Raw genomic sequence first — 20536 nt, 5'->3', positions numbered from 1 at the left:
CCGTGCGTCACTCAGCGGCGAGCCAGGCGTCCACCTCCGCCCGCAGCCGCGCCTTGACGGGCTCCGGCGCGAACGACGCGTCGATCGAGGCCCGGGCCAGGTCCGCCAGGTCCGCGTCGCCGTACCCGAACACGTCCCGCAGCCGGGCGTACTCGTCGGCCAGGTCCGTCTCCCCGTCGGTGTTGATCGTGACCGCCAGCCCGGCCTCCCTCAGCCGGGGCAGCGGGTGCTCGGGCAGGGAGGGGACGAACCCGAGCAGGACGTTGGAGGTGGGGCAGACCTCCAGCGGGATCCCGCGCTCGCGCACCTCGGCCACCAGCTCGGCGTCGTCCAGCACCCGGATGCCGTGCCCGAGGCGCTCGGCGTGCCCCAGGGAGAGCGCCTCGCGGATGCTGGCGGCCCCGGCGGCCTCGCCCGCGTGGTGCACCAGGCGCAGCCCCGCGTCCCTGGCCGCGTCGAGCACCTCCGCGAACGGCGCCAGCGGATAGCTCTCGTCGCCGGCCAGCCCCATGCCGATCACCCGGTCGTGCCGGCCGGCCAGCTTGAACGTGCGCCACAGCCGCTCCACCGGCCGCCGCCTGGAGTGGTCGAGCAGCACGTTGTACGCGATCCCGTAGCGGGAGGAGCCCTCCTCCAGCCCTTCGAGCACCGCCTCCAGCGGCATCTCCGGGTCCCCCACCCGCTCCCCGTGGGAGGCGGCGGTGAAGGTCACCTCGACGTAGCGGGTGCCCTGGGCGGCCTCGTCCTCGCAGAACTCCACCGCGATCCGCCGGAAGTGCTCGGGGGTGCGCAGCAGGTCGCGCACCCGCGCCCGCTCGTCGCCGAACTCCCTGAAGCTCGCGAACAGCTCGCTGCGCTCGGGCGTGCCGCCCAGGTCGCGCACGGTCCCGGGCCGGACGGTGCTCTCCAGGTGAACATGCAGGTGGGCCTTGGGCAACGCACGTACGTCTCTCACTCCCCTCACCCTAAAGGAGGGCTCAGAGCGTATGCAGCCGGATATTCGCGGCGTACGTTCGGGGAATGACCCTTGTGCTGGTTCACGGCGTCCCTGAGACCGCCGCCGTCTGGGACCCCCTCCGCGCGGCCCTGAGCCGCCAGGACGTGCGGGCGCTCCGGATGCCCGGCTTCGGCTGCCCCCGGCCGGACGGGTTCTCCGCCACGAAGGAGGAGTACGTGGCGTGGCTGGCCGGCGAGCTGGAGGCGATGGCGGGCGACGAGATCGACCTGGTCGGCCACGACTGGGGCGGCGGCCTGGTGGTGCGCCTGGTCAGCACCCGCCCCGACCTCGTCCGTACGTGGGCCACGGACGCCGCCGGGCTCGGCCACCCCGCCTTCGAGTGGCACGACCTGGCCAGGCTCTGGCAGACGCCCGGGGCCGGCGAGGAGTTCTTCGAGCAGCTGCTGGCCACGCCCCTGGAGGAGCGGGCCAAGGGGTTCGAGGGCTTCGGCGTGCCGTTCGAGCACGCCCTGGAGATCGCGGCCGGCGTCGACCAGGTCATGGCCGGCAGCATCCTGGCCCTCTACCGGTCGGCCGTGCGGGTGGGTGAGGAGTGGTCGCCCGCGTTCGCGGACGTCCCCGCGCCCGGGCTGGTGATCGTTCCCGAAGGCGACGCGTTCCTGGCGCGGAACGTGGCGGAGGAGAGCGCGGCGCGGGCGGGCGCCACCGTGGCCGAGCTGCCGGGGCTCGGCCACTGGTGGCTGCTCCAGGATCCGGCGACCGGCGCGGCCAGGCTGCAGGAGTTCTGGGAGTCGGCCCGCTAACCCTTGGTGATGCGGATCTTCGACTGCTTGTGCGGGCCGCGCTCCCAGTCGTCCATGAACGTGGCCCGCAGCCCGTACTCGGCGGCCAGCTCCACCAGCGTCTCGGTGCGGTAGTAGAAGTCCTCCCGCAGCACCTGGTGCTCCTTGCTCTCGGTGCGGTCGAAGGTGAAGTCGAACCAGGCGGCCGGCTTCATCACCCGCCCCACGTGGGCGAAGCACTCCTCGATGACGTGCAGCGGCGAGTGCGAGAACACGCTGTGCGCGTGGACGACGTCGAAGTGCTCGCCGGGCAGGAAGGCGAAGCGCAGGTCGCGGACGGGCGTGAGGTAGGGCAGCTTGTGGTTGAGCCCGTGCCCGACGATCGTGTGCTGGGCCGCCATGAGGATGTCGGGCGAGATGTCGATGCCGTAGTAGTTTCCGGCGTGCAGGTAGTCGATGAACAGCCGCCCGGCGCGCAGGTTGCCGCACCCGATCTCCAGCATCCGGTAGTCCGGCTTGAGCCCGTGCTCCACCAGGTAGTCGAACTGCATGCGCCCCAGCGCCAGCCACCGTCTGTGCGTGTGCGAGCCGACCGCGCCCTCGGGGTCCCGCGCGGTGTCGGACTTCATGACGGCCCGGTAGTAGGCGACGTGATCACGCGTGCGCAGCCGGAACCAGGTGTCGCGGGCCAGCCGCCTCAGGTGGGGCGCGATCCGGTCCGGGTTCTTGACGGCGTAGGCGAGTTGGTGGACGAGGCTCGATCGGGCGCGTTTCACGCCTGGGAATCTAGGACAGCCCGCCTGCCCCCACAGGTCCGTGGCGACAGTCTTGGGTCTTCGTTTGCGCAGCCTTTCAGTCGCCGGGTCAGCTCAGGTAGTCGCGCAGCGCCAGGGATCGGGAGGGGTGGCGGAGCTTGGACATCGTCTTGGCCTCGATCTGCCGGATGCGCTCGCGGGTGACGCCGTAGATGCGGCCGATCTCGTCGAGGGTCATCGGCTTGCCGTCGTTGAGGCCGTAGCGCATGCTGATCACGCCCGCCTCGCGCTCGGAGAGCTGGTCGAGCAGCGCGTGCAGCTGCTGCTGGAGCAGCGTGAACGAGACCGCGTCGGCCGGGGAGACCGCCTCGGTGTCCTCGATGAGGTCGCCGAACTCGCTGTCGCCCTCCTCGCCCAGCGGCGTGCTCAGGGAGATCGGCTCTCGGCCGTATCCCTGGACCTCGATGACGCGGTCGACCTCGAGCTCGCACTCCTTGGCCAGCTCCTCGGGCGTGGGCTCGCGACCGAGGTCGGTCTGCAGGCGGCGCTCCGTCCGCGCGACCTTGTTGATCAGCTCGACCATGTGCACGGGGATGCGGATCGTCCGGGCCTGGTCGGCCATGGCCCGGGTGATGGCCTGCTTGATCCACCACGTCGCGTACGTGGAGAACTTGTAGCCCAGCCGGTAGTCGAACTTCTCGATCGTCCGGATCAGGCCCAGGTTGCCCTCCTGGATCAGGTCGAGGAAGAGCATGCCGCGGCCGGTGTAGCGCTTGGCGATGGAGACGACCAGCCGCAGGTTGGCCTCCAGCATGCGGCGCCTGGCGATCTCGCCGTCCCGGGCGATCCACTCCAGATCGGCGCGCAGATCGGCGGGCATGCACGGCTCGGTCTCGAGCCGCTCCTGCGCGAACAGCCCGGCCTCGATGCGCTTGGCCAGGTCGATCTCCTGCTCAGCGGTGAGCAGCGGCACGCGGCCGATCTCCTTCAGATAAGCCTTGACCGAGTCGGCGCCGACGGCCGCGCCACCGTCGGCGACGTTGTCGTCGAGTTCGAGAACCTCTGCTGCTTCGGACAAAACACACTCCTCGCTCGCTTTGGACGCACGACGCTGAAACGTGGTGACCTATGACGTAGGGGCTGAAACCATCGGCACCTCGGGGTCTGAGGGAACGGCGAAGTCGGGAGACCTGGCAGGCCGCCTCCTTCCAAGTTACCCAACTGTGCCCGCGAGTGGCCCCAGCCGGCCGCCGTCCGGCGGGCGTGTCAGCGGGTCAGGGACTCCACGTACGTGGCGGCCTCCGTCAACAGGCCGCGCCAGACCTCCTCGTCCGGCGTGCGCAGGGACACCCACTCCCGCATCCGCCGGGCCGCCATGATCATCTCGTCGGCCGCGCCCTCGTCCACCAGCTCGGCCGCCCGCGCGGCGGGGAGCTTGAGCACGACCCGCTGCTCCTTGGAGAAGAACGCGAACACCTTGCCGTTGACCTTGAGGCCCTCGGAGTGGAACATGCGCCCCAGGCTCACCTCTGGACGGACCAGCTGCTCGGTGACCAGGTCGTCGTAGAGCTCCCGGGCGGTTGACATGCGATGCTCCCTTCCTCTGCGCTCCCAAGGTGCCACACGCCACCGACAGTTCCGCCGGCACTTGGCTAGTGCGGCAGGGTCGCTTCCGCGTGGAGCAGCTCGTCGAGGGCGGCACGCAGGTCAGCGGCCAGTTCCCAGGCGTCCGGCACCATCTCTCTGTCGGTGACGATCCCGATGTCGAGGGAGCCGTCGTAGGAGAAGGCGGTGATGTTCACGCCGCCGCTCACGTCCGTGATCACCGACACCGGGTAGTGGGTCAGCAGCCGGGCCCCGCACACGTACAGGGGGAACTGGGGTCCGGGCACGTTCGAGACGCCCACGTTGATCGGCGGCGCGGTCTGTCCGACGAGCGAGAAGGCCGAGCGGGCGGCCAGCCCCATGAGCGCGGCCGGCATCGACTCGCTGAACTCGCGCAGCCAGCGCGCGGGCGCCAGCGAGAAGCGGTCCTTGATCCGCTGCATGGCGTGCCGCACGTGGTGCAGCCGGGCGACGGGGTCCTCGACGTGTACGGCCAGCGGCGCCGTCATGATCGCCACCTGGTTGCCGGGGCCCTCCACCCCGGCCGCGCGCAGCGAGAACGGCACCCCCGCCACCAGCGGCTGGTGCGGGACGCCGCCGTGCGCGGCCAGCCACGTGCGCAGCGCGCCCGCGCACACCGCCATGACCACGTCGTTGACGGTCACCCCGAACGCCTTGCGCACCCGCTTGATCTCCTCCAGCGGCAGCGACACGAACGCGAAGCGCCGGTGCCCCGACACGGGGCCGCTGAACGGCGTCCTCGGCGCGGGCAGCGCCGGCAGCTCGGGCGCCTGCCCGGCCCCGGCCAGCCGCCGGGCGAGCGAGGAGACGACCTGGCTGCCCGGGATCCAGGACACGACGGGGATCTCGTCCAGGTGTGGCATGGCCCGGGCGGCGAAGCGCAGGGCGTGCGCGGGGTTGCCGGCCAGCCTCGCCAGCCCGCGCGCCACCATCTCCGCGGCCCCGGGAGGCGGGGCGTCCCGTGAGGGCTCCTCGGCGGGCGGCGGCGCGGGCGTCGGGCTGATGTCCAGGAGAGCGGCCAGGACGTCGGCGCCGCCGAGCCCGTCCACGGCCGCGTGGTGGATCTTGGTGTAGAGGCCCATCCGCCCGCCGTACAGCCCGTGGATCAGGTAGATCTCCCACAGCGGCCGGCCTCGGTCCAGCCGGCGGGCGTGCAGCCGCGAGACCTGGTCGGCGAGCTGCCGGTCGTCGCCCGGCGGTGGCAGGCCGATCTCGCGTACGTGGTAGTCGAGGTCGAGATCGTCCTCCTGCATCCAGTACGGGTGGTCCAGCCCGAACGGCACGGGGGCCAGCTTGCGCCGCAGCGCGGGCACGTACGGCAGCCGCCGCTCGAGCAGGGCCTGGAGGTCGGCTCGGTTGAGGTCGCCGTCGAGGATGGCCAGGCCGGCGATGTTGGCGATGTTGGTCGCGGTCTCGAAATGGAGGAACTGCGCGTCCAGGGCGGTCAACTGGGCCATAGGGTGACACCTCCGCCCCGAACCAATCAGACTCCGCCGGTCACTTCAAGGGACGGGACCGCGTCGGGCTCGGCGAATGCCAGCAGCCGCAGCCCCTCCTCCTCCAGCACGTCGAGAGAGGCCGAGGTGAACGGGCTGATGAGCAGCGTGGCCTTCTTCGCGGTGCGCTTGATCTGCCACGTCCCGGCCGCGAAGCCGTCCACCAGGTAGACCGCCTTCACCCGGAGGTTCTTGGTGGCGACCCGGCCCTTGAACTCGTCGGCCAGCACCCGGGTGCGGTCCGCGTGGCCCAGGACCAGCGTGTCGAAGTCGGGCAGGAACCGTACGGGGGCGGGCACGTCGCCCCCCGGCCGCGGCGCGCCGGGCAGGTCGTACAGCTCCCTTCCCGTGAAGTCCGTGAGCCTTTCCAGCTCCATGCCGGACATGACGCGCTTGAGGCCGCCCAGCCCGGACCAGGTCTGCACGTCGGCGGGGGTCGCCGGGCCGAACGCGGCCAGGTAGCGCTCGATCAGCGCCTCCACGCCGGCGGGCTCCAGGGCGATGCCGGGCAGCGCGAACGCGGACTCGCGCGGGAAGCTCCACCGGTCCTCCGTCGGCACCATGATCAACGGGGTGAGCATGCGCACGGCGTATCCGAGCGCCCGGTCGTACCCGCCGGGGAACTCCTCCTGCAGCCTGGGCCGCAGCTCGTTGAAGGTCATCGGCCCCGCTGCCAGCAGCCGGTCGGCGGCGGCCACGACCGCGTCGAAGTCGACGTCGTCGAAGCGGCGCGCGGCGGCGGCCAGCACGGGCCGCACCACCGGGCGGAACGCGGCGAAGTCCGCCGCGGTCACCAGGTGCAGTGTGGCCCGCCACATGGTGGCCCTCACCAGCGTGCGGGCGTGCAGCGCCGCGTGCAGGTCGTCCCGCGCGAACCCCGCCAGCCGGGACCACACCCCCAGGTACGGCGGCCGCGGCTCCTGCGCCTGCAGGCCGACCAGCCGGTGCACGACGTCGGCCACGTCACCCTCGTGCCGGTCGAGAAGGTGCTGGCGGGCCAAAGTGGCCCGGTTGAGGTCTCTGAGGGTGAGCATCTACCTATCATGCTCGATCCGACATTCCCCATCGAATCGGTACGTTCCTCCTACCCTGCGCTGGCCGACGGCTTCGCCTACCTGGACGGCGCGGCCGGCACCCAGACCCCGCGCCCGGTGATAGACGCCATCTCCGCCGCCTACCGGGCCGGGATCGGCAACGTCGGCGGCGCCTTCCCCGCCAGCGACCGCTCCGGCGCCATCGTGGCGGCCTGCCGCGCCGCCGTGGCCGACCTGGTCGGCGGCCATCCGGACGGCGTGGTGCTCGGCCCGAACATGACCACGCTGACCTACCGCCTGGCCAGGGCCATCGCGGGGCCGGGCGACGAGGTCGTGCTCTCCAGGCTCGACCATGACGCGAACGTCCGGCCCTGGACCCAGATCGGCGCCACCGTACGCTGGGCCGAGGTGGACCCGGTCACCGGGGAGCTGCCGGTGGAGCAGTACGCGGACCTGATCGGCGAACGCACCCGGCTGGTCGCGGTGACGGCGGCCAGCAACATCCTCGGCACCCGTCCCGACGTGGCCGCCATCGCCGAGCTGGCGCACCGGGCGGGCGCGCTCATGTACGTGGACGGCGTGCACGCCACCCCGCACGGCCCGGTGGCCATGCGGGCCCTGGGTGCCGACTTCTACGCCACGAGCGCGTACAAGTGGTCGGGCCCGCACATCGGCGCGGTCGTGGCCGACCCGGCGCTGCTGGAGACGCTGCGGCCGGACAAACTGGCCTCCTCCTCCGACACGGTGCCGGAGCGGTTCGAGACGGGGACTGCGGCCTTCGCCGACCTGGCCGGGGTGACGGCGGCCGTGGATCACCTGGCCGCCATGGTCCCGGGCGCGGGCACCCGCCGCGAGCGCCTGCTGGCCTCGATGAGCGCGGCGGAGGAGCACGAGCTGGCGCTGTTCGCGGTGCTGGTCGAGGGGCTGGAGACGATGCCGCATGTCACGGTGTACGGCAAACCCGCCAGGCGCACCGCCACCGCCTACTTCAACGTGGCCGGGCACACCCCGCGCCAGGTGGCCGAGCACCTGGCCGGGCTCGGCGTGAACGTCTGGAACGGCCACAACTACGCCTGGGAGCTGACCGGCGCGCTCGGCATCCGCGACTCGGGCGGGGCCGTGCGGGCGGGCCTGGTCCACTACAACGACCGCTCCGACGTGGACCGCCTGCTCGACGGGGTGGCCCGCCTGGGCTGAAAAAGGGGTGGACCCCACCCCGCGGGCGCGGGTGGGGTCCAGCTCAGTGGCCGAGATCGCTAGCAGCTGTGGTAGCCCGAGTTGTAGCCGTCGGCGAAGCCCCTCTGGTAGGCGCCGCCACCGGAGTACTTCAGGCTGTAGGGCTCCTTCTTCATGCAGGCGCTGCGGCCGTCGGTGTAACCGGCCGAGCGGCCCATGCTGTACTGCTGCTTCTTGGCCTTCCTCTTCTCGGGTGGCTTGCTCGCGACGTGGGTGCTCGTCTGCGCGCTCGTCGCGGAGGTCTGCGCGAGGGCCTGTGCCGATGGGGTCGTGAGGGGTCCGAGCGTGACAGCGGTGAGAAGCGCTGGACCAGCCAGAATCAGGCTTTTCTTGATGCGCATTCCGGTCTCCCTTCTGTCACCACCCAGCGTGGAGGGGGCCGTGTCACCGCGCCGTGATGTCGGCGTGACCGGAGCGTGACCGGGATCGCTCAGCGACCGCGCAGGCTTGCCACCAGCTCCCGCAATCTGGCGGTCGGCTCGATGCCGAGCTCGGCCCGCAGGCCCTCCGCGTAGAGCCGGAAATGGCGGATCGCCTCGGCCTGGTTGCCCTCCGCGAGATGGGCCTCGATGAGCGCGACGCACGCGCTCTCCCGCAGCGGATCCGCGTGCGCGGCCACGCTCGCGGCCGTCACGGCCTCGGCGAACCGCCGCTGCCTGACGAAGATCGCCGACAGGGCCTCCAGGGCGTGCAGCCGCAGCTGGTGCCATTCGTCCGCGGCGGCCAGCACCCATTCCTCGTACCAGCCGGGCAGCAGGCCGTTGGCCAGCGCATCGACGGACCCCGCGCAGACGGTGGCCTCCTCGGCCTGGACGGTGGGGTCGATGAGGCGCTGCGCCAGCGCCCGGGCGTCGTCGAAGTCGACGCCGGTGTCCGGGGCCAGCCCGATCTCGGTCGTCCCGACGTGCAGCAGCGCCCGCCCGACCTCGTCGAGGCGTTTCAGCGCGGAGCGGAGGTTGGCGTGCGCGCGCCGCTCGGGCGCGTCGGGCCAGAGGGTGGTCGCCATCACGTTCCTGTGCACCGTCCTGCGGCTGATGGCGATGTACGCGAGCAGCCGCTCGGAGCCGTTGGAGACGGCGAGCTGCTCGTCGCCGGCCAGCAGCCGGAAACCGCCCAGAAGCGCGAGACGGAAAGGTCGCTCCACCATGCCCCCGGTCCTCTCCTGGTGCGAGATCAGTCCGGGGAGCCGCTGCTTAGATACCCGCTGGCGGGGCCGGGACACCGGAATGAACGGCGGCCTTCGTACGCTTGCACGGACGAAGTCGTTCAGGAAAGAAGGCTTGTCCCATGACCACGCAGGCCGTCGCGGCCCGGCTCATCGTGCAGGCGCTGGAGGCGGAAGGCGTCGAGTACGTCTTCGGCATCCCCGGCGAGGAGAACATCCACTTCGTCGACGCGCTCCAGGACTCCTCCATCCGCTACGTCCTCGTACGGCACGAGCAGGGCGCGGCGTTCATGGCCGAGATCTACGGCAGGCTGACCGGCAGGGCGGGGGTGGCCTCGGCCACGCTCGGCCCCGGCGCGATCAACCTGCAGCTCGGCGTGGCCGACGCCACCACCAACAGCACCCCGGTGGTGGCGATCAGCGCGCAGGTCGGGCTCGACCGCATCTACAAGGAGTCGCACCAGGTGGTGGACCTGGTGTCGCTGTTCAGGCCGATCACCAAGTGGTCGGAGCTCGCGCCGTCGCCGCAGGCGCTGCCCGAGATGATCCGCAAGGCGTTCAAGACCGCCCAGACCGAGCGTCCCGGCGCCGTCTACCTCGCCATCCCCGAGGACGTCGAGTCGGCGCCGGTTCCCGACGACCTGCGCCCGCTCCCCGTCAACGTGGTACGCACCCAGGACCCCTCCCCCGCGCAGATCGCCCGCGCGGCCGACGTGCTGGCCACCGCGCGCCGGCCGATCGTGCTGGCCGGGCACGGGGCCACGCGCGCCAGGGCCTCTCAGGCGCTGATCCGCTTCTCGGAGCGGCTCGGGCTGCCGGTGGCGACCACGTTCAACGGCAAGGGCGTCTTCCCCGACGACCACCGGCACGCGCTGGGGGCGGTGGGGTTCATGCGGCACGACTACGTGAACTTCGGGTTCGACGAGGCGGACGTGCTGATCAGCGTGGGGTACGAGCTGCAGGAGTTCGACCCCGTCAAGATCAACCCGCATCGCGACAAGAAGATCATCCACATTCACCAGTTCCCCGCCGAGGTGGACGACCACTATCCGGTGTCGGTCGGCGTCCAGGGGGACATCTCACGGTCGCTCCACGCGCTCGCGGACGCCGTGCACCGGCGCTTCGAGATCAACGGCACCGGCGAGAAGATCCGCCGCATGGTGCGGGAGGAGCTGGAGCAGGGGCGTTCGGAGGACGGGTTCCCGCTGTCACCGCGCCGGATCGTGGCCGACGTCCGCGCGGCGATGGGACGCGAGGACATCGTGCTGGCGGACACGGGGGCGGTGAAGATGTGGATGGCCCGCATGTATCCGACGTACGAGCCGAACACGATGCTGGTCTCCAACGGGCTGTCGTCCATGGGCTTCTCGGTGCCGGGGGCGCTGGCGGCCAAGCTGGCCTTCCCCCGCCACCGGGTGCTGGCGGCGACGGGCGACGGGGCGTTCCTGATGAACTCGCAGGAGCTGGAGACCGCCGTGCGGGAGCGGATCCCGTTCGTGGTGCTGGTGTGGGAGGACGGCGCGTACGGGCTGATCGAGTGGAAGATGGACCTGGAGCTGGGGCGCGACTCCAACGTCAGGTTCGGCAACCCCGACTTCGTCAAGTACGCGGAGAGCTTCGGGGCGCGCGGCTACCGGATCACCCACGCGGACGAACTGCTGCCGACGCTGCGCAAGGCGCTGGCGGACGACGTGGTGTCGGTGATCGCGGTGCCGGTCGACTACTCGGCGAACCTGGAGCTGACCGACAAGCTCGGCGAGCTCACCGGCCCCTTCTGAGCGTCTTCATCCGCCCCTTCCGAGCGGGCTTCACCCGCCCCTTCCGAGCGGGCTTCACCGGCTCGGCACGACAGCGGCTTCACAGGCTCAGCACGACGATGCCCAGGCCGAGCAGGAAGTCGAGGACCATGCAGAACTCCGCCATCGACCGCGCCACGACCTGCTTGGCCCGCCAAACGAGCAGGTCCTGCACACCGTGGGCGACCAGCGCCCCCGCGACCAGGAAGCCGCCGGCCTGCGGCGACAGGGTCAGCGCCAGCAGCGCCGCCCCGCCGCAGACCAGCATGGCCGGGACCTGCGCGGCCGTCAGCAACGGCTGGCGCAGCAGCCCGCCCACCAGGCCGAGGACGATGAGGGAGACCGCGCCGCCGATCAGGGCGGGCCAGCCGTCGATCCCGAGCTGGTCCAGCACCACCCACGCCACGGTGCTGATGACGAACAGGGCCCAGACGGTGCCGGGCTTGCCGAGGACCGCCGTACCGAGGTAGATGAGCGCTGCCAGGAAGACGACGAACCCCAGGCTGCGGCCGTCCTCGAAGTCCAGGAGGGTGAGGACGGCGAAGCCCAGCCCGAGCAGGGTGGGCCAGCGATGCGCGACGGCCGGGAGCACGCGGGGAGGTTCGGAAGTCCGAGTCATGAGCCGAGTGTTGCCGGTGCGGTGGTGGGGTTACAGGGCTCGGGCGCTCCAGGTCCGAAATCTTGGTGAGCCGGTCCCCATCCATGGCGCCCACCCCTCCCACCGCACTTCGACCGAGGTCTCTTGGAAGGAGAACGGGCGATACGCAACCAGCGCACGCCACCTCCCACCGAACTTCGGCTGGGCCCCTGAGGGCGGCACGAGGCGAGGCGCCCCTCCGGTGACGGAGACGCGCCACGACCCGAGGGCGCGGCACCGACAACCGTCGCCGCACGATCAACGAACGGCGCACAGTCAACGGACGGCGCGCGGCGGGCGTACCCGTGCCCCTCCCGATGTCCTGGGGGGTGAGGTGCCTCCCCCGTGGGTTGGGGGAGGCGGAGGGGGTCAGCCGGCCAGGTGGGGGAGGACGCCCGTGTGGTGGAGGCGGTCGCGGGCGGCCGCGATGGCCTCGTCGGTGGTGGCGAACACCTGCCCCGCCTCGTCCAGCCGGGTGAGCACCCCGAGCGCCTCCAGCGGCTGGTGGTGGCCGTCCGGGATGCCCGAGACGTACACCAGGATGCCCCGCCCCTCCAGCCGTTCGATCGCGTCGCCCAGGACCAGCGCGCCGCTGGCGTCGATGGTGGTGACGCGGGACAGGCGCAGCACCACCACGGACACGTCCGTCACCTCCGACAGCTCCATCAGGAAGCGGTGGGCCGCGGCGAAGAACAGCGGCCCGGCCAGGCGGTAGGTGACGATGTGCTCGGCGAGCAGCGCGTGCTCGTCCTCGGTGTGATGGGGCTGCAGGTCGTGGCGGAGCGGCTCGGCGTCGAGGCGGGCGTTGCGCGCCAAGGCGCGCAGGGCCAACGCCCCCGCCACCACCAGGCCCAGGATGACGGCCACCACCGTGTTGAGCGTCAGGGTGGCGACGGCCGTCAGCACCAGGACCACGGCGTCGGCCCGGGTGGACCTGAACATGGCCTTGACGGCGTCGGTGTCGACCATGCGCACCGACGTGGCCAGCAGGACCCCGGCCAGCGCGGCCAGCGGGATCCGGGCGACGAGCCCGGCGGCGGAGTAGATGATCGCGGCCAGGATGCCCGCGTGGGCCAGCGCCGCGAGCCGGGACTGGGCGCCGGAGCGGACGTTGACCGCGGTGCGGACGATGGCGCCCGTGCCGGGCATGCCGCCGAACAGCGGGGTGACGAGGTTGGCCACGCCCTGCCCGAACAGCTCCCTGTCGGGGTCGTGGCGGCGTCCGGTGGTCATGCTGTCGGCGACGTTGGCCGACAGCAGCGACTCCAGCGCGGCCAGGGCGGCCACCGCGACGGCCGGGGTGACCAGGGACGGCAGCGCACCCGGATCCAGGAACCCCAGCGACGGCGCGGGCAGCCCGGCGGGCAGGTCGCCGATCCTGGCCAGCGGCAGCGCGGCCACCTCGGCGGCGACGGTGGCGATGGCCACGGCGGGCAGCGCGAACGGCAGGCTCGGCCGTACGCGTGCGGCCACCAGCACCACCGCGGCCACGGCCACGGCCACGGAGGTGGCCCACCAGTGCGGGTGGGCGAGGAAGTCGAGGACGGCGTGCCAGGCCACGATCATGACCTTGTGGCTGTTTTCGGGCGGGACGCCGAGTGCCTGGGGCACCTGTTGCAGGCCGATCACGCAGGCGATGCCGACGGTGAACCCCGCCACGACCGGGGCCGGGACCACGGCCATGTAGCGCCCGGCGCCGGTCAGCGCCAGCGCGAGCAGCAGCAGCCCGGCCAGCAGGCCGACCGTGAGCACGCCGGTGGGGCCGTGGGCGTCGAAGATCGGCATGAGCATCACCGTCATGGCGCCGCTCGTGCCCGAGACCTGCAGGTCGGAGCCGCCGAGCAGGGCCGCCAGCGCCCCGGCCACGACGGCCGTGGCCAGCCCGGACGCGGCCCCGAGACCTGAGGAGACGCCGAATCCGAGTGCCAGCGGCAGCGCGACGACCGCCACCGTGAGCCCGGCGAGCAGGTCCTGGCGGGGGCGGCGGCACATGGCGGCCAGCGACTCGCGTTCCGGCAGCACGGCGCGCAGCCGCCCCCAGGCCAGGGTCAGCGCGCCGGTCACGAGCTGTTACCTTCCTGTCCGGAAATGTAACCGTCTTGGTGCGCGAAAGGTCCTCTCACCATCACTCCCTACGAGTAAAGAGCGCCCCGCAATGCACCAAATTGCATATTTTTGCAATTGGTCAAGAGGCTCTCCGTATCAAGTACACCCCTTGCCAGCTGCCTAAACGGGCTGTTCGCGAGGCGTGAACACCGGCAGCAGCGAGAACGCCCGCTCGGCGGCCCGGATCGCCTCCCGCTCGACCTCCGCCATCGGCCGGCCTTCGGCCAGCATCGCCCAGTTGCGCCGGGCGAGCACCCGCTGCGCGGCCAGCACCTGCCCGGCGACCAGCCCGGCGACCAGCCCGGCGGTCAGCTCGTCGGTGATCTCGTCGGTGATCTCCCCGAGCGCCTCGGCCAGGGCCTCCTCGTCCTGCGCCATGTGCTGGAACAGCCGCGCCGCCAGGCTCGGCGTCGAGAACACCATCCGGTGGTACGCCACCACCTCCGGATGGTCGTTGAGCCCGGTGACCGGGTCGCGCCGGGCGAGCCCGTCGAGGAAGTGGCGGCGCAGCGCCTCCAGCGGCCGCTCCCCCGGCTCCCGCCCCCGTACGACGCGGGCGGCCTCACCCTGGTGGTCGGCGATCCGGTGCAGCACGAGGTCTTCCTTGGTCGGGAAGTACTTGAACAGCGTCGGCTTCGACACCCCCGCCGCCGCCGCGATCTCCGTCACGGGCACCTCGTCGAAGCCGCGCTCCAGGAAGAGCGAGATGGCCGCCGTCGAGATGGCCTCGTGGACCCGCTGCCGCTGGATCTCCCGTAGTCCCGTCATGGCACGCAGTCTATCAAAGTGTTAACCTGGTTAAATTCTTAACCGAGTTAACGCTTTTGGGGGGACGCGATGGGCACGCTCGACGACGAGAGGCAGTACGTCGAACGCTGCAAGGCCGGACTGCGCAGGATGCTCGAAGGCGCGCGCGACAACGTGATCATCGGTGAGACCGTGGCCGGCGACCGCTACAGCGCCGAGCGGCTGGGCCGCCACCTCAAGAGCCTGGCCAAGGAGCTGAGCGAGGAGCCCGAGGGCCCGCCGTTCTTCGGCCGGCTGGACTTCGGCCAGAGCTCGGCCGAGCACCGCGGGCGCGCGTACCACATCGGCAGGCGGCACATCACCGGCGAGCACGGCGGCCCGCCCGTGGTGATCGACTGGCGCGCGCCGGTCTCGCGGGCCTTCTACCGGGCCAGCGCCCGGGACCCGCAAGGCGTCGCGGTGCGCCGCCGCTTCGGCTGGTCGGGCACGACGCTGACGGGCTTCGAGGACGAACGGCTCGAACGGGGCGAGGAAGGCGAGTCGCGCATCCTGGCCGCCGAGATCGAGCGCCCCCGCGTCGGCCCCATGCGCGACATCGTCGCCACCATCCAGCCCGAGCAGGACGACCTCGTACGCGCCGAGCTGGACACCTCGATCTGCGTCCAGGGCGCGCCGGGCACCGGCAAGACGGCGGTCGGCCTGCACCGGGCCGCGTACCTGCTGTACGCGCACCGGCAGCGGCTCGAACGCTCCGGCGTCCTCGTCCTCGGCCCGAACCGGGCCTTCCTCGGCTACATCTCGGCCGTGCTGCCCGCGCTCGGCGAGGTGGACGTCGAGCAGACCACCCTGGAGCGCCTGCTGGCCCCCGTCACTGTCACCCTCCCCGTCACCGCCGCCGACAGCGAGGCCGCCGCGCTGGTCAAGCACGACGTCCGGATGGCCGAGGTGCTGCGCAGGGCGCTGTACCGGCGGATCGCGAAGCCGGTCGAGCCGGTGACGGTGGCGGACGGCTCGTACCGGTGGCGGGTGCCCGAGGAGGAGTTGCGCCGCATCGTGGACGACACGCGCCGCGAGTCCCTGCCGTACGGAGTGGGCCGCGAGCGGGTGCGGGCCCGGATGGTCGCCGCGATCCAGCGCCAGGCCGAGGCGCGCGGGCAGACGGCCGGCGCGGCCTGGACCCGCAAGATCTCCCGCGCCGTCACCCCGTCCCTGGACGCCGTCTGGCCCGCCGTCAAGCCCGAAGAGGTCCTGTACGAAGTCCTGCGCGGCCCGGCCGAGGGCACGCGAGAGGGCGGCCCGGCCGAGAGCATGCGGGACGGCGGGCCGGCGGAAGGCACGCGGGACGGCGCGTCGGCGAAGGGCACGCGCGACAGCGGGCCGGCGAAGGGCGGGCGGGACGGCGCGCTGACGGGGGCCGAGTGGGAGGCGATCACCTGGGCCAAGCCGCCCCGCAGCGTCAGGAGCGCCAAGTGGACGGCGGCCGACCTCGTGCTGCTCGACGAGATCGCCGCCCTCATCGAGCGCCCGCGCGGCTACGGCCACGTCATCGTGGACGAGGCCCAGGACCTGTCCCCCATGGAGTGCAGGGCCGTGGCCAGGCGCAGCGAACACGGCTCGCTCACCGTGCTGGGCGACCTGGCCCAGGGCACCACACCGTGGGCGGCCTCCTCCTGGCCGGAGCGCATGGCGCTGCTGGGCAAGCCGGACGGCCAGCTCATCGCCCTGACCACCGGCTTCAGGGTCCCGGCGGCCGTGGTGGAGCTGGCCAACACGCTGCTGGCGGCGCTCGGCACGCAGGTGCCCGCGACGCGCTCGTACCGCTCCGACGGCCGCCTGCGGGTCACCCACGTGAGCGGGCTGGAGAAGGGCGTGGTGGAGGCGGCGCGCGAGGCGATGGCGTTCGAGGGGTCGATCGGGGTGATCGCGGCGGACGCCGACGTCGAGGCGATCACGTCCGCGCTCTGGGACGAAGGTATGGACGTGGACGAACGCCTCACCGTGCTGCCCGCCTCGCTGGCCAAGGGGCTGGAGTACGACCACGTGATCCTGGCCGAGCCCGCCGCCGTCGCCGAAGCCGAGCGGCGCGGCCTGAACCGCCTGTACGTCGCCCTCACCCGGGCCGTCTCCCGGCTGGACGTCGTTCACGCCAGGCCTCTACCGCCCCAGCTTTCTCATCCCATAGAAGCAGCTTGAAATCGGTATATGTCCTGGTTCGTTCGGCTCGACAGGACTGGGCCCTTCGGTGTGTGATGTTGTTCACGTCTCGAGAGGAGCCCGCAAGTGACCTCTTCGCAGGACCCGCCCCAGGGCGACGATCCCAACACCCAGTGGTCGCAGCCGCCCCCGTATCCGCAGCCTCCTTACAAGCAGCCGCCGAGCAACCAGATCCTGTCGATCATCGGGTTCGTCTGCGCGGTGGTGGCCGTGCTGTTCATCCCGATCCTGTTCGGCCTGGCCGGCATCGTGCTGGGCATCGTCGGCCACACGCGGGGCGAGCCGCTGGGCAAGTGGGCCGCCGTCGCCGCCGGCGTCGGGATGATCATCGGCATCGCCCTCGGCGTGATCCTCGTGAGCAGCATGTCCTGACCCGAGCCGCCCCGGGCGTCACCGACTCCGTCTGACGTGACCCTCTCCCGGGGCGGCGCCGCCTTTCCCGCCCCACCCCGCCGCTTTCAGGCACGGCCCGCGCCCGCTCGCCATCCACCGGCGAGCCGCCTTCCCAAGCGCCCGCGCCCGCTCGCCGCCCACCGGCGAGCCGCCTTCCCGAAGCGCCCGCTCGCCGCTTCCGACCACAGGACGCGCGGCGCACGCCGGGCCGCCTTCTCGACGCGTCACACCGGCCAGGCACCGGGCTCAGCGACCCGACGCGTCCGACCGCAGAACGCGCCACGCCGCCGAAGTGCCGGATCCGACGCCGCCTCCAGACGTAGGACGCGCAACGATTCCCCCTTGCGTGGCGGATACTCGCGCACGTATGCTCGTGTACGAGTATTCGTCCACGAGGAGATGAGCCGGATGACAAAGCGGCGCAGGGTCGCGAACCTGCTGGCTCTGGCCGTGCTGACGGTGGCCGGGCAGCGGCCGATGCACCCGTACGAGATGGCCTCGGTCCTACGGGCGCGCGGCAAGGACCAGGACATGCCGATCAAGTGGGGATCCCTCTACACCGTCGTCCGCAACCTGGAGAAGCACGGCCTGATCGAGGCCGTGGAGAGCGGCAAGCAGGGCGCCCGCCCCGAGCGGACCGTCTACCGCGTCACCGAAGCCGGCCGGGAGGAGGCCGACGACTGGACGCGCGAGCTGCTGTCCACGCCCGTGCGGGAGCCGTCGGCGTTCGAGGCGGGGCTGTCGGTGCTGGGCGGGCTCGGCCCGGACGAGGTGGTGCCGCTGCTGCGGCAGCGCCTGGAGCTCCTGGAGCAGCAGCTCCAGGAGGCGCGCGGGGCGCTGGAGCGGGACCGGGAGCAGGTGCCCAGGCTGTTCCTCATCGAGTCCGAGTACGCGCTGGCGATGCGGGAGGCGGAGGCGGGTTGGGTGCGCGCGCTGCTGGCCGAGCTGGCCTCCGGCACGTTCCCCGACCTGGACGGATGGCGGGCCTTCCACCGGACCGGCGACCTGCCTCCCGAGGTGGCGGACATCGCGGAGTGGGGCAGCACACCGGATTGACCCCGGCGACCGGCGAGGAGCCCGGTGGCCGATCGCAAGATCCGGCGGCGGTGCGGGAACACCGCCGCCGGGAGATCTTCGTACCGAAATGCCCGCGAAGCGGGACCCCGGACACGAGATGGCACTCGTAACAATAGCCGGGCTCCCCTTCACGGACCGAACCATGGGGAGTCACCATGACCATGACCACGACCACTCTCGACACCGTGACCTCGAAGGACGGCACCACGATCAGCTACCGCCGGCTCGGCCGCGGCCCCGGGCTGGTGCTCCTGCACGGAGCGATGCAGACCGGCCACAGCAACATCGAGCTGGCCCAGGCCCTCGCCGACGAGTTCACCTGCTACGTGCCCGACCGCCGCGGCCGGGGCCGCAGCGGCCCGTCCGGTCCGGACTACCGCCTCGATCGCGAGGTCGAGGACCTCGACGCGCTGCTCACCGCGACCGGGGCGGACCGCGTCGTCGGCGTGAGCTCGGGCGCCATCATCACGCTGCGCACCGCGCTCGTGCGGCCAGGCCTGCGCAAGGCCGTCATCTTCGAGCCGCCGCTGGACATCGACGACTCCTTCCCGGCCGGCTGGCTGGCGCGCTTCGACCGGGAGGTCGCGTCCGGCCGTATCCCGGCGGCGCTGGTCACCGGGATGAGGGCCGCGCGGCAGGGGCCACCGATCTTCAACTTCATACCGCGGGCGATCCTGGAGCCGCTCACGGCCATGATGCTGAAAAGTCAGGACAAGGCCGCGGTCGAGGGGGAGCCGACGTTCCGGGAGCTGGCCCCGACACTGCACAACGACGGGCAGCTGGTGGCGGAGACGGCCGGCGCTCTGGACGTCTACCGGTCGATCGGGATGGAGGTGCTCCTGCTCGGCGGCACCCGGAGCCCCGCCTACCTGAAGTCCGCGCTCACCGGGCTGGAGCGTGTCCTGCCCCACGCCCGGCGCGTGGACCTGAAGGGCCTCGACCACAGCGCCACCGGCAACGCCGACCAGCGCGGACGCCCCGAGCAGGTCGCGGCCGCGATCCGCGGCTTCCTCTCCTAGCGGGCCCTCAGGTGGTGGCGAGGGCGACCGTGGGCGACAGGCGGGCGGCCCGCATGGCGGGGTAGAGCCCGGCCAGCGTCCCGATCAGCAGGGTCGCCCCGACCGCCCCGCCCAGCGCCCACGGCGGGACCACCGGCGGCCAGCCCCGCGACAGGGCATAACCCGCAGTCGCCAGGGCCCCCAGGACCGCGCCCACCACTCCGCCCAGGGTGGACAGCAGCAGCGACTCGGCCAGGAACTGGATGCGCACCTGACCGCGGGTGGCTCCGAGCGAGCGGCGCAGGCCGATCTCCTTGCGCCGCTCCAGCACGGAGATGACCATGGTGTTGGCCACCCCGACCCCGCCCACGAGCAGGGCCACCGCGCCGAGCCCGAGCAGCAGGTTGGTGAAGGCGCCCGCGGCGGCGGCCTTGGCGGCCAGGGCGTCCGACGGCCTGCTGACGGTGACCTCCTCGGGGTTCTCGGGGTTGACGGTGCGGGGCAGCACCTGGCGCACCGACTCGACCGCCTCGTCCGAGGAGCGCTCGTAGATGGTGGTGGGGTAGCCGTCGAAGCCCAGCAGCTCCCGCGCCGCGGGGAAGCCGACCAGGGCCGAGCGTTCGATCTCCGGAGCCAGCGGCATCGGCCCGAGGATCCCGACGACCGTGAACCAGCGGCCGCCCATCCACACCTGCACGCCGGTTCTGGCCAGGCCGAGCCGTTCGGCGGCCTGCGCGCCGAGCACGACGGCAGGCTGGCGGGCGGTGGCGTCGTTGAGCCAGGTGCCCTTGGTCACCGAGCCCTCCAGAGTGGTCAGGAGAGTGGTGCTGGCCGCCTGGACGGCGATGCCGCCGGTGACGGACTCGGGGATGTGGTTGTTGCGGCGTACGGTGGCCTCCACGCCGCCGGTCGCCGCGGCCGTCCGGACCGGGCGGATGCGCTGGACCATGGCCAGCGCGCCGGTCGGCAGCTTGGCCTCCTCCCCGAACATGGTCTGCCCCGGAGCCACCGTGAGGAGGTTGGTGCCGAGCTTGTCGAGCTGGCGCAGGAGCTGCTCGCGGGAGGAGGACGAGATCCCGATCACCGCGATCATCGTCGCGATGCCGATGGCGATGCCGAGGGCCGACAGGATCACCCTCGTCGGGCGGGCGCGCAGCCCGGCGGCCCCTACGCGGAGCACGTCCCCGGGGCTGAGCCGGCCGGGCGCGGGCCGCGCCCCGGCTCGCTGGTGGTGGTCGCTCAACGCCCGGCTCCTCTCAGCAGCTCGACGGGGCTCAGGTGGTCGTGCTCGTGGCCGTCGACGACGAGCCCGTCGCGCAGGCGTACCTGGCGGGAGCACCAGCCGGCGATCTCGGCGTCGTGGGTGATGACGGCGACGGTGGTGCCGGCCTCGTGCAGGTCCGCCAGGACGGCCAGAACGTCGGCGCCCGCGTGGGAGTCCAGGTTGCCCGTCGGCTCGTCGGCCAGGAGCAGCGGCGGGTCGCCCGCCACGGCCCGGGCGACGGCCACCCGCTGC

Annotated in this window: 18 protein-coding genes and 2 pseudogenes; 7 read left to right on the top strand and 13 right to left on the bottom strand. The window is 72.2% G+C overall.

The window, feature by feature from the left end; translation table 11 throughout:
• Positions 1-7: 7 nt before the first annotated feature.
• Positions 8-955, bottom strand: coding sequence for an adenosine deaminase (add, locus tag ACWDX9_RS35215; protein ID WP_449961708.1), 948 nt, complete (start codon positions 953-955; stop codon positions 8-10).
• Positions 956-1020: 65 nt separating this feature from the next.
• On the opposite strand from add, the gene ACWDX9_RS35210 reads away from it, so the two are divergent.
• A complete protein-coding gene (locus ACWDX9_RS35210) occupies positions 1021-1761 on the top strand; it encodes an alpha/beta fold hydrolase (RefSeq protein WP_449961705.1) in 741 nt (246 codons plus the stop codon).
• On the opposite strand, the gene ACWDX9_RS35205 is transcribed toward ACWDX9_RS35210, so the two are convergent.
• From ACWDX9_RS35205 to ACWDX9_RS35185, 5 genes and pseudogenes are all read right to left on the bottom strand, one after another.
• Positions 1758-2516, bottom strand: coding sequence for a class I SAM-dependent methyltransferase (locus ACWDX9_RS35205; RefSeq protein WP_449961702.1), 759 nt, complete (start codon positions 2514-2516; stop codon positions 1758-1760). The two genes, ACWDX9_RS35210 and ACWDX9_RS35205, sit on opposite strands and share 4 nt — an antisense overlap.
• An 88-nt stretch (positions 2517-2604) precedes the next feature.
• Positions 2605-3585 (bottom strand): annotated as a pseudogene (locus ACWDX9_RS35200) (RNA polymerase sigma factor); the annotation flags it as partial.
• A 176-nt stretch (positions 3586-3761) separates the two neighbouring features.
• The gene (locus tag ACWDX9_RS35195) at positions 3762-4082 is read right to left on the bottom strand and encodes an MmcQ/YjbR family DNA-binding protein (RefSeq protein ID WP_350732081.1); all 321 of its coding nucleotides are present in this window, start codon (positions 4080-4082) and stop codon (positions 3762-3764) included.
• Positions 4083-4147: 65 nt separating this feature from the next.
• Positions 4148-5578 (bottom strand): WS/DGAT/MGAT family O-acyltransferase, encoded by a 1431-nt coding sequence (locus ACWDX9_RS35190; protein ID WP_449961699.1) that lies wholly within the window; start codon positions 5576-5578, stop codon positions 4148-4150.
• A 26-nt stretch (positions 5579-5604) separates the two neighbouring features.
• Positions 5605-6651: a winged helix DNA-binding domain-containing protein gene (locus tag ACWDX9_RS35185; RefSeq protein ID WP_449961697.1), complete on the bottom strand. Its 1047-nt coding sequence runs from the start codon at positions 6649-6651 to the stop codon at positions 5605-5607.
• A 9-nt stretch (positions 6652-6660) separates the two neighbouring features.
• Here ACWDX9_RS35185 and ACWDX9_RS35180 point away from each other — a divergent pair, with 9 nt between their 5' ends.
• Positions 6661-7848, top strand: coding sequence for a cysteine desulfurase-like protein (locus ACWDX9_RS35180; RefSeq protein ID WP_449961694.1), 1188 nt, complete (start codon positions 6661-6663; stop codon positions 7846-7848).
• Between the two features lie 59 nt (positions 7849-7907).
• Here ACWDX9_RS35180 and ACWDX9_RS35175 read toward each other — a convergent pair whose 3' ends face one another.
• Positions 7908-8228 carry a hypothetical protein gene (locus ACWDX9_RS35175; RefSeq protein ID WP_449961691.1) on the bottom strand — a complete coding sequence of 107 codons (321 nt, stop codon included), beginning with the start codon at positions 8226-8228 and terminating at the stop codon, positions 7908-7910.
• An 89-nt stretch (positions 8229-8317) separates the two neighbouring features.
• Complete coding sequence (locus ACWDX9_RS35170; protein ID WP_449961689.1) at positions 8318-9034, bottom strand: AfsR/SARP family transcriptional regulator; 717 nt, start codon at positions 9032-9034, stop codon at positions 8318-8320.
• Between the two features lie 140 nt (positions 9035-9174).
• Between ACWDX9_RS35170 and ACWDX9_RS35165 the strand changes: the two genes are divergently transcribed.
• Positions 9175-10830 carry an acetolactate synthase large subunit gene (locus ACWDX9_RS35165; RefSeq protein WP_449961686.1) on the top strand — a complete coding sequence of 552 codons (1656 nt, stop codon included), beginning with the start codon at positions 9175-9177 and terminating at the stop codon, positions 10828-10830.
• 79 nt (positions 10831-10909) lie between these two features.
• Here the strand turns inward: ACWDX9_RS35165 and ACWDX9_RS35160 are convergent, their stop codons facing one another.
• The 3 genes from ACWDX9_RS35160 to ACWDX9_RS35150 form a co-directional block, all read right to left on the bottom strand.
• Positions 10910-11467, bottom strand: a complete 558-nt coding sequence (locus tag ACWDX9_RS35160) for a hypothetical protein (protein WP_449961683.1) — start codon at positions 11465-11467, stop codon at positions 10910-10912.
• A 387-nt stretch (positions 11468-11854) separates the two neighbouring features.
• Entirely contained in the window at positions 11855-13549 is a 1695-nt protein-coding gene (locus tag ACWDX9_RS35155) for a SulP family inorganic anion transporter (protein ID WP_449961680.1), read from the bottom strand.
• 162 nt (positions 13550-13711) lie between these two features.
• Entirely contained in the window at positions 13712-14359 is a 648-nt protein-coding gene (locus ACWDX9_RS35150) for a TetR family transcriptional regulator (protein WP_449961677.1), read from the bottom strand.
• 69 nt (positions 14360-14428) lie between these two features.
• Between ACWDX9_RS35150 and ACWDX9_RS35145 the strand changes: the two genes are divergently transcribed.
• The 4 genes from ACWDX9_RS35145 to ACWDX9_RS35130 all read left to right on the top strand — a co-directional run bounded on the left by ACWDX9_RS35145 (position 14429) and on the right by ACWDX9_RS35130 (position 19041).
• Positions 14429-16531 carry a HelD family protein gene (locus ACWDX9_RS35145; protein ID WP_449961674.1) on the top strand — a complete coding sequence of 701 codons (2103 nt, stop codon included), beginning with the start codon at positions 14429-14431 and terminating at the stop codon, positions 16529-16531.
• Between the two features lie 87 nt (positions 16532-16618).
• Positions 16619-16924: a hypothetical protein gene (locus ACWDX9_RS35140; protein WP_449961671.1), complete on the top strand. Its 306-nt coding sequence runs from the start codon at positions 16619-16621 to the stop codon at positions 16922-16924.
• Between the two features lie 429 nt (positions 16925-17353).
• On the top strand, positions 17354-18001 hold the full coding sequence (locus tag ACWDX9_RS35135) for a PadR family transcriptional regulator (protein WP_449961668.1): 648 nt from the start codon (positions 17354-17356) through the stop codon (positions 17999-18001).
• 176 nt (positions 18002-18177) lie between these two features.
• The gene (locus ACWDX9_RS35130; protein ID WP_449961665.1) at positions 18178-19041 is read left to right on the top strand and encodes an alpha/beta fold hydrolase; all 864 of its coding nucleotides are present in this window, start codon (positions 18178-18180) and stop codon (positions 19039-19041) included.
• A gap of 7 nt (positions 19042-19048) precedes the next feature.
• Here ACWDX9_RS35130 and ACWDX9_RS35125 read toward each other — a convergent pair whose 3' ends face one another.
• Both ACWDX9_RS35125 and ACWDX9_RS35120 read right to left on the bottom strand, forming a co-directional pair.
• Positions 19049-20263, bottom strand: a complete 1215-nt coding sequence (locus ACWDX9_RS35125) for an ABC transporter permease (protein ID WP_449961662.1) — start codon at positions 20261-20263, stop codon at positions 19049-19051.
• A pseudogene (locus tag ACWDX9_RS35120) lies at positions 20260-20536 on the bottom strand (ABC transporter ATP-binding protein); the annotation flags it as partial. The pseudogene ACWDX9_RS35120 and the gene ACWDX9_RS35125, both read right to left, overlap by 4 nt.

The organism is Nonomuraea sp. NPDC003201 (assembly GCF_053590415.1).
The sequence above is the reverse complement of the archived record's forward strand: the minus strand, read 5'-3'. Positions and strand labels throughout refer to the sequence as shown.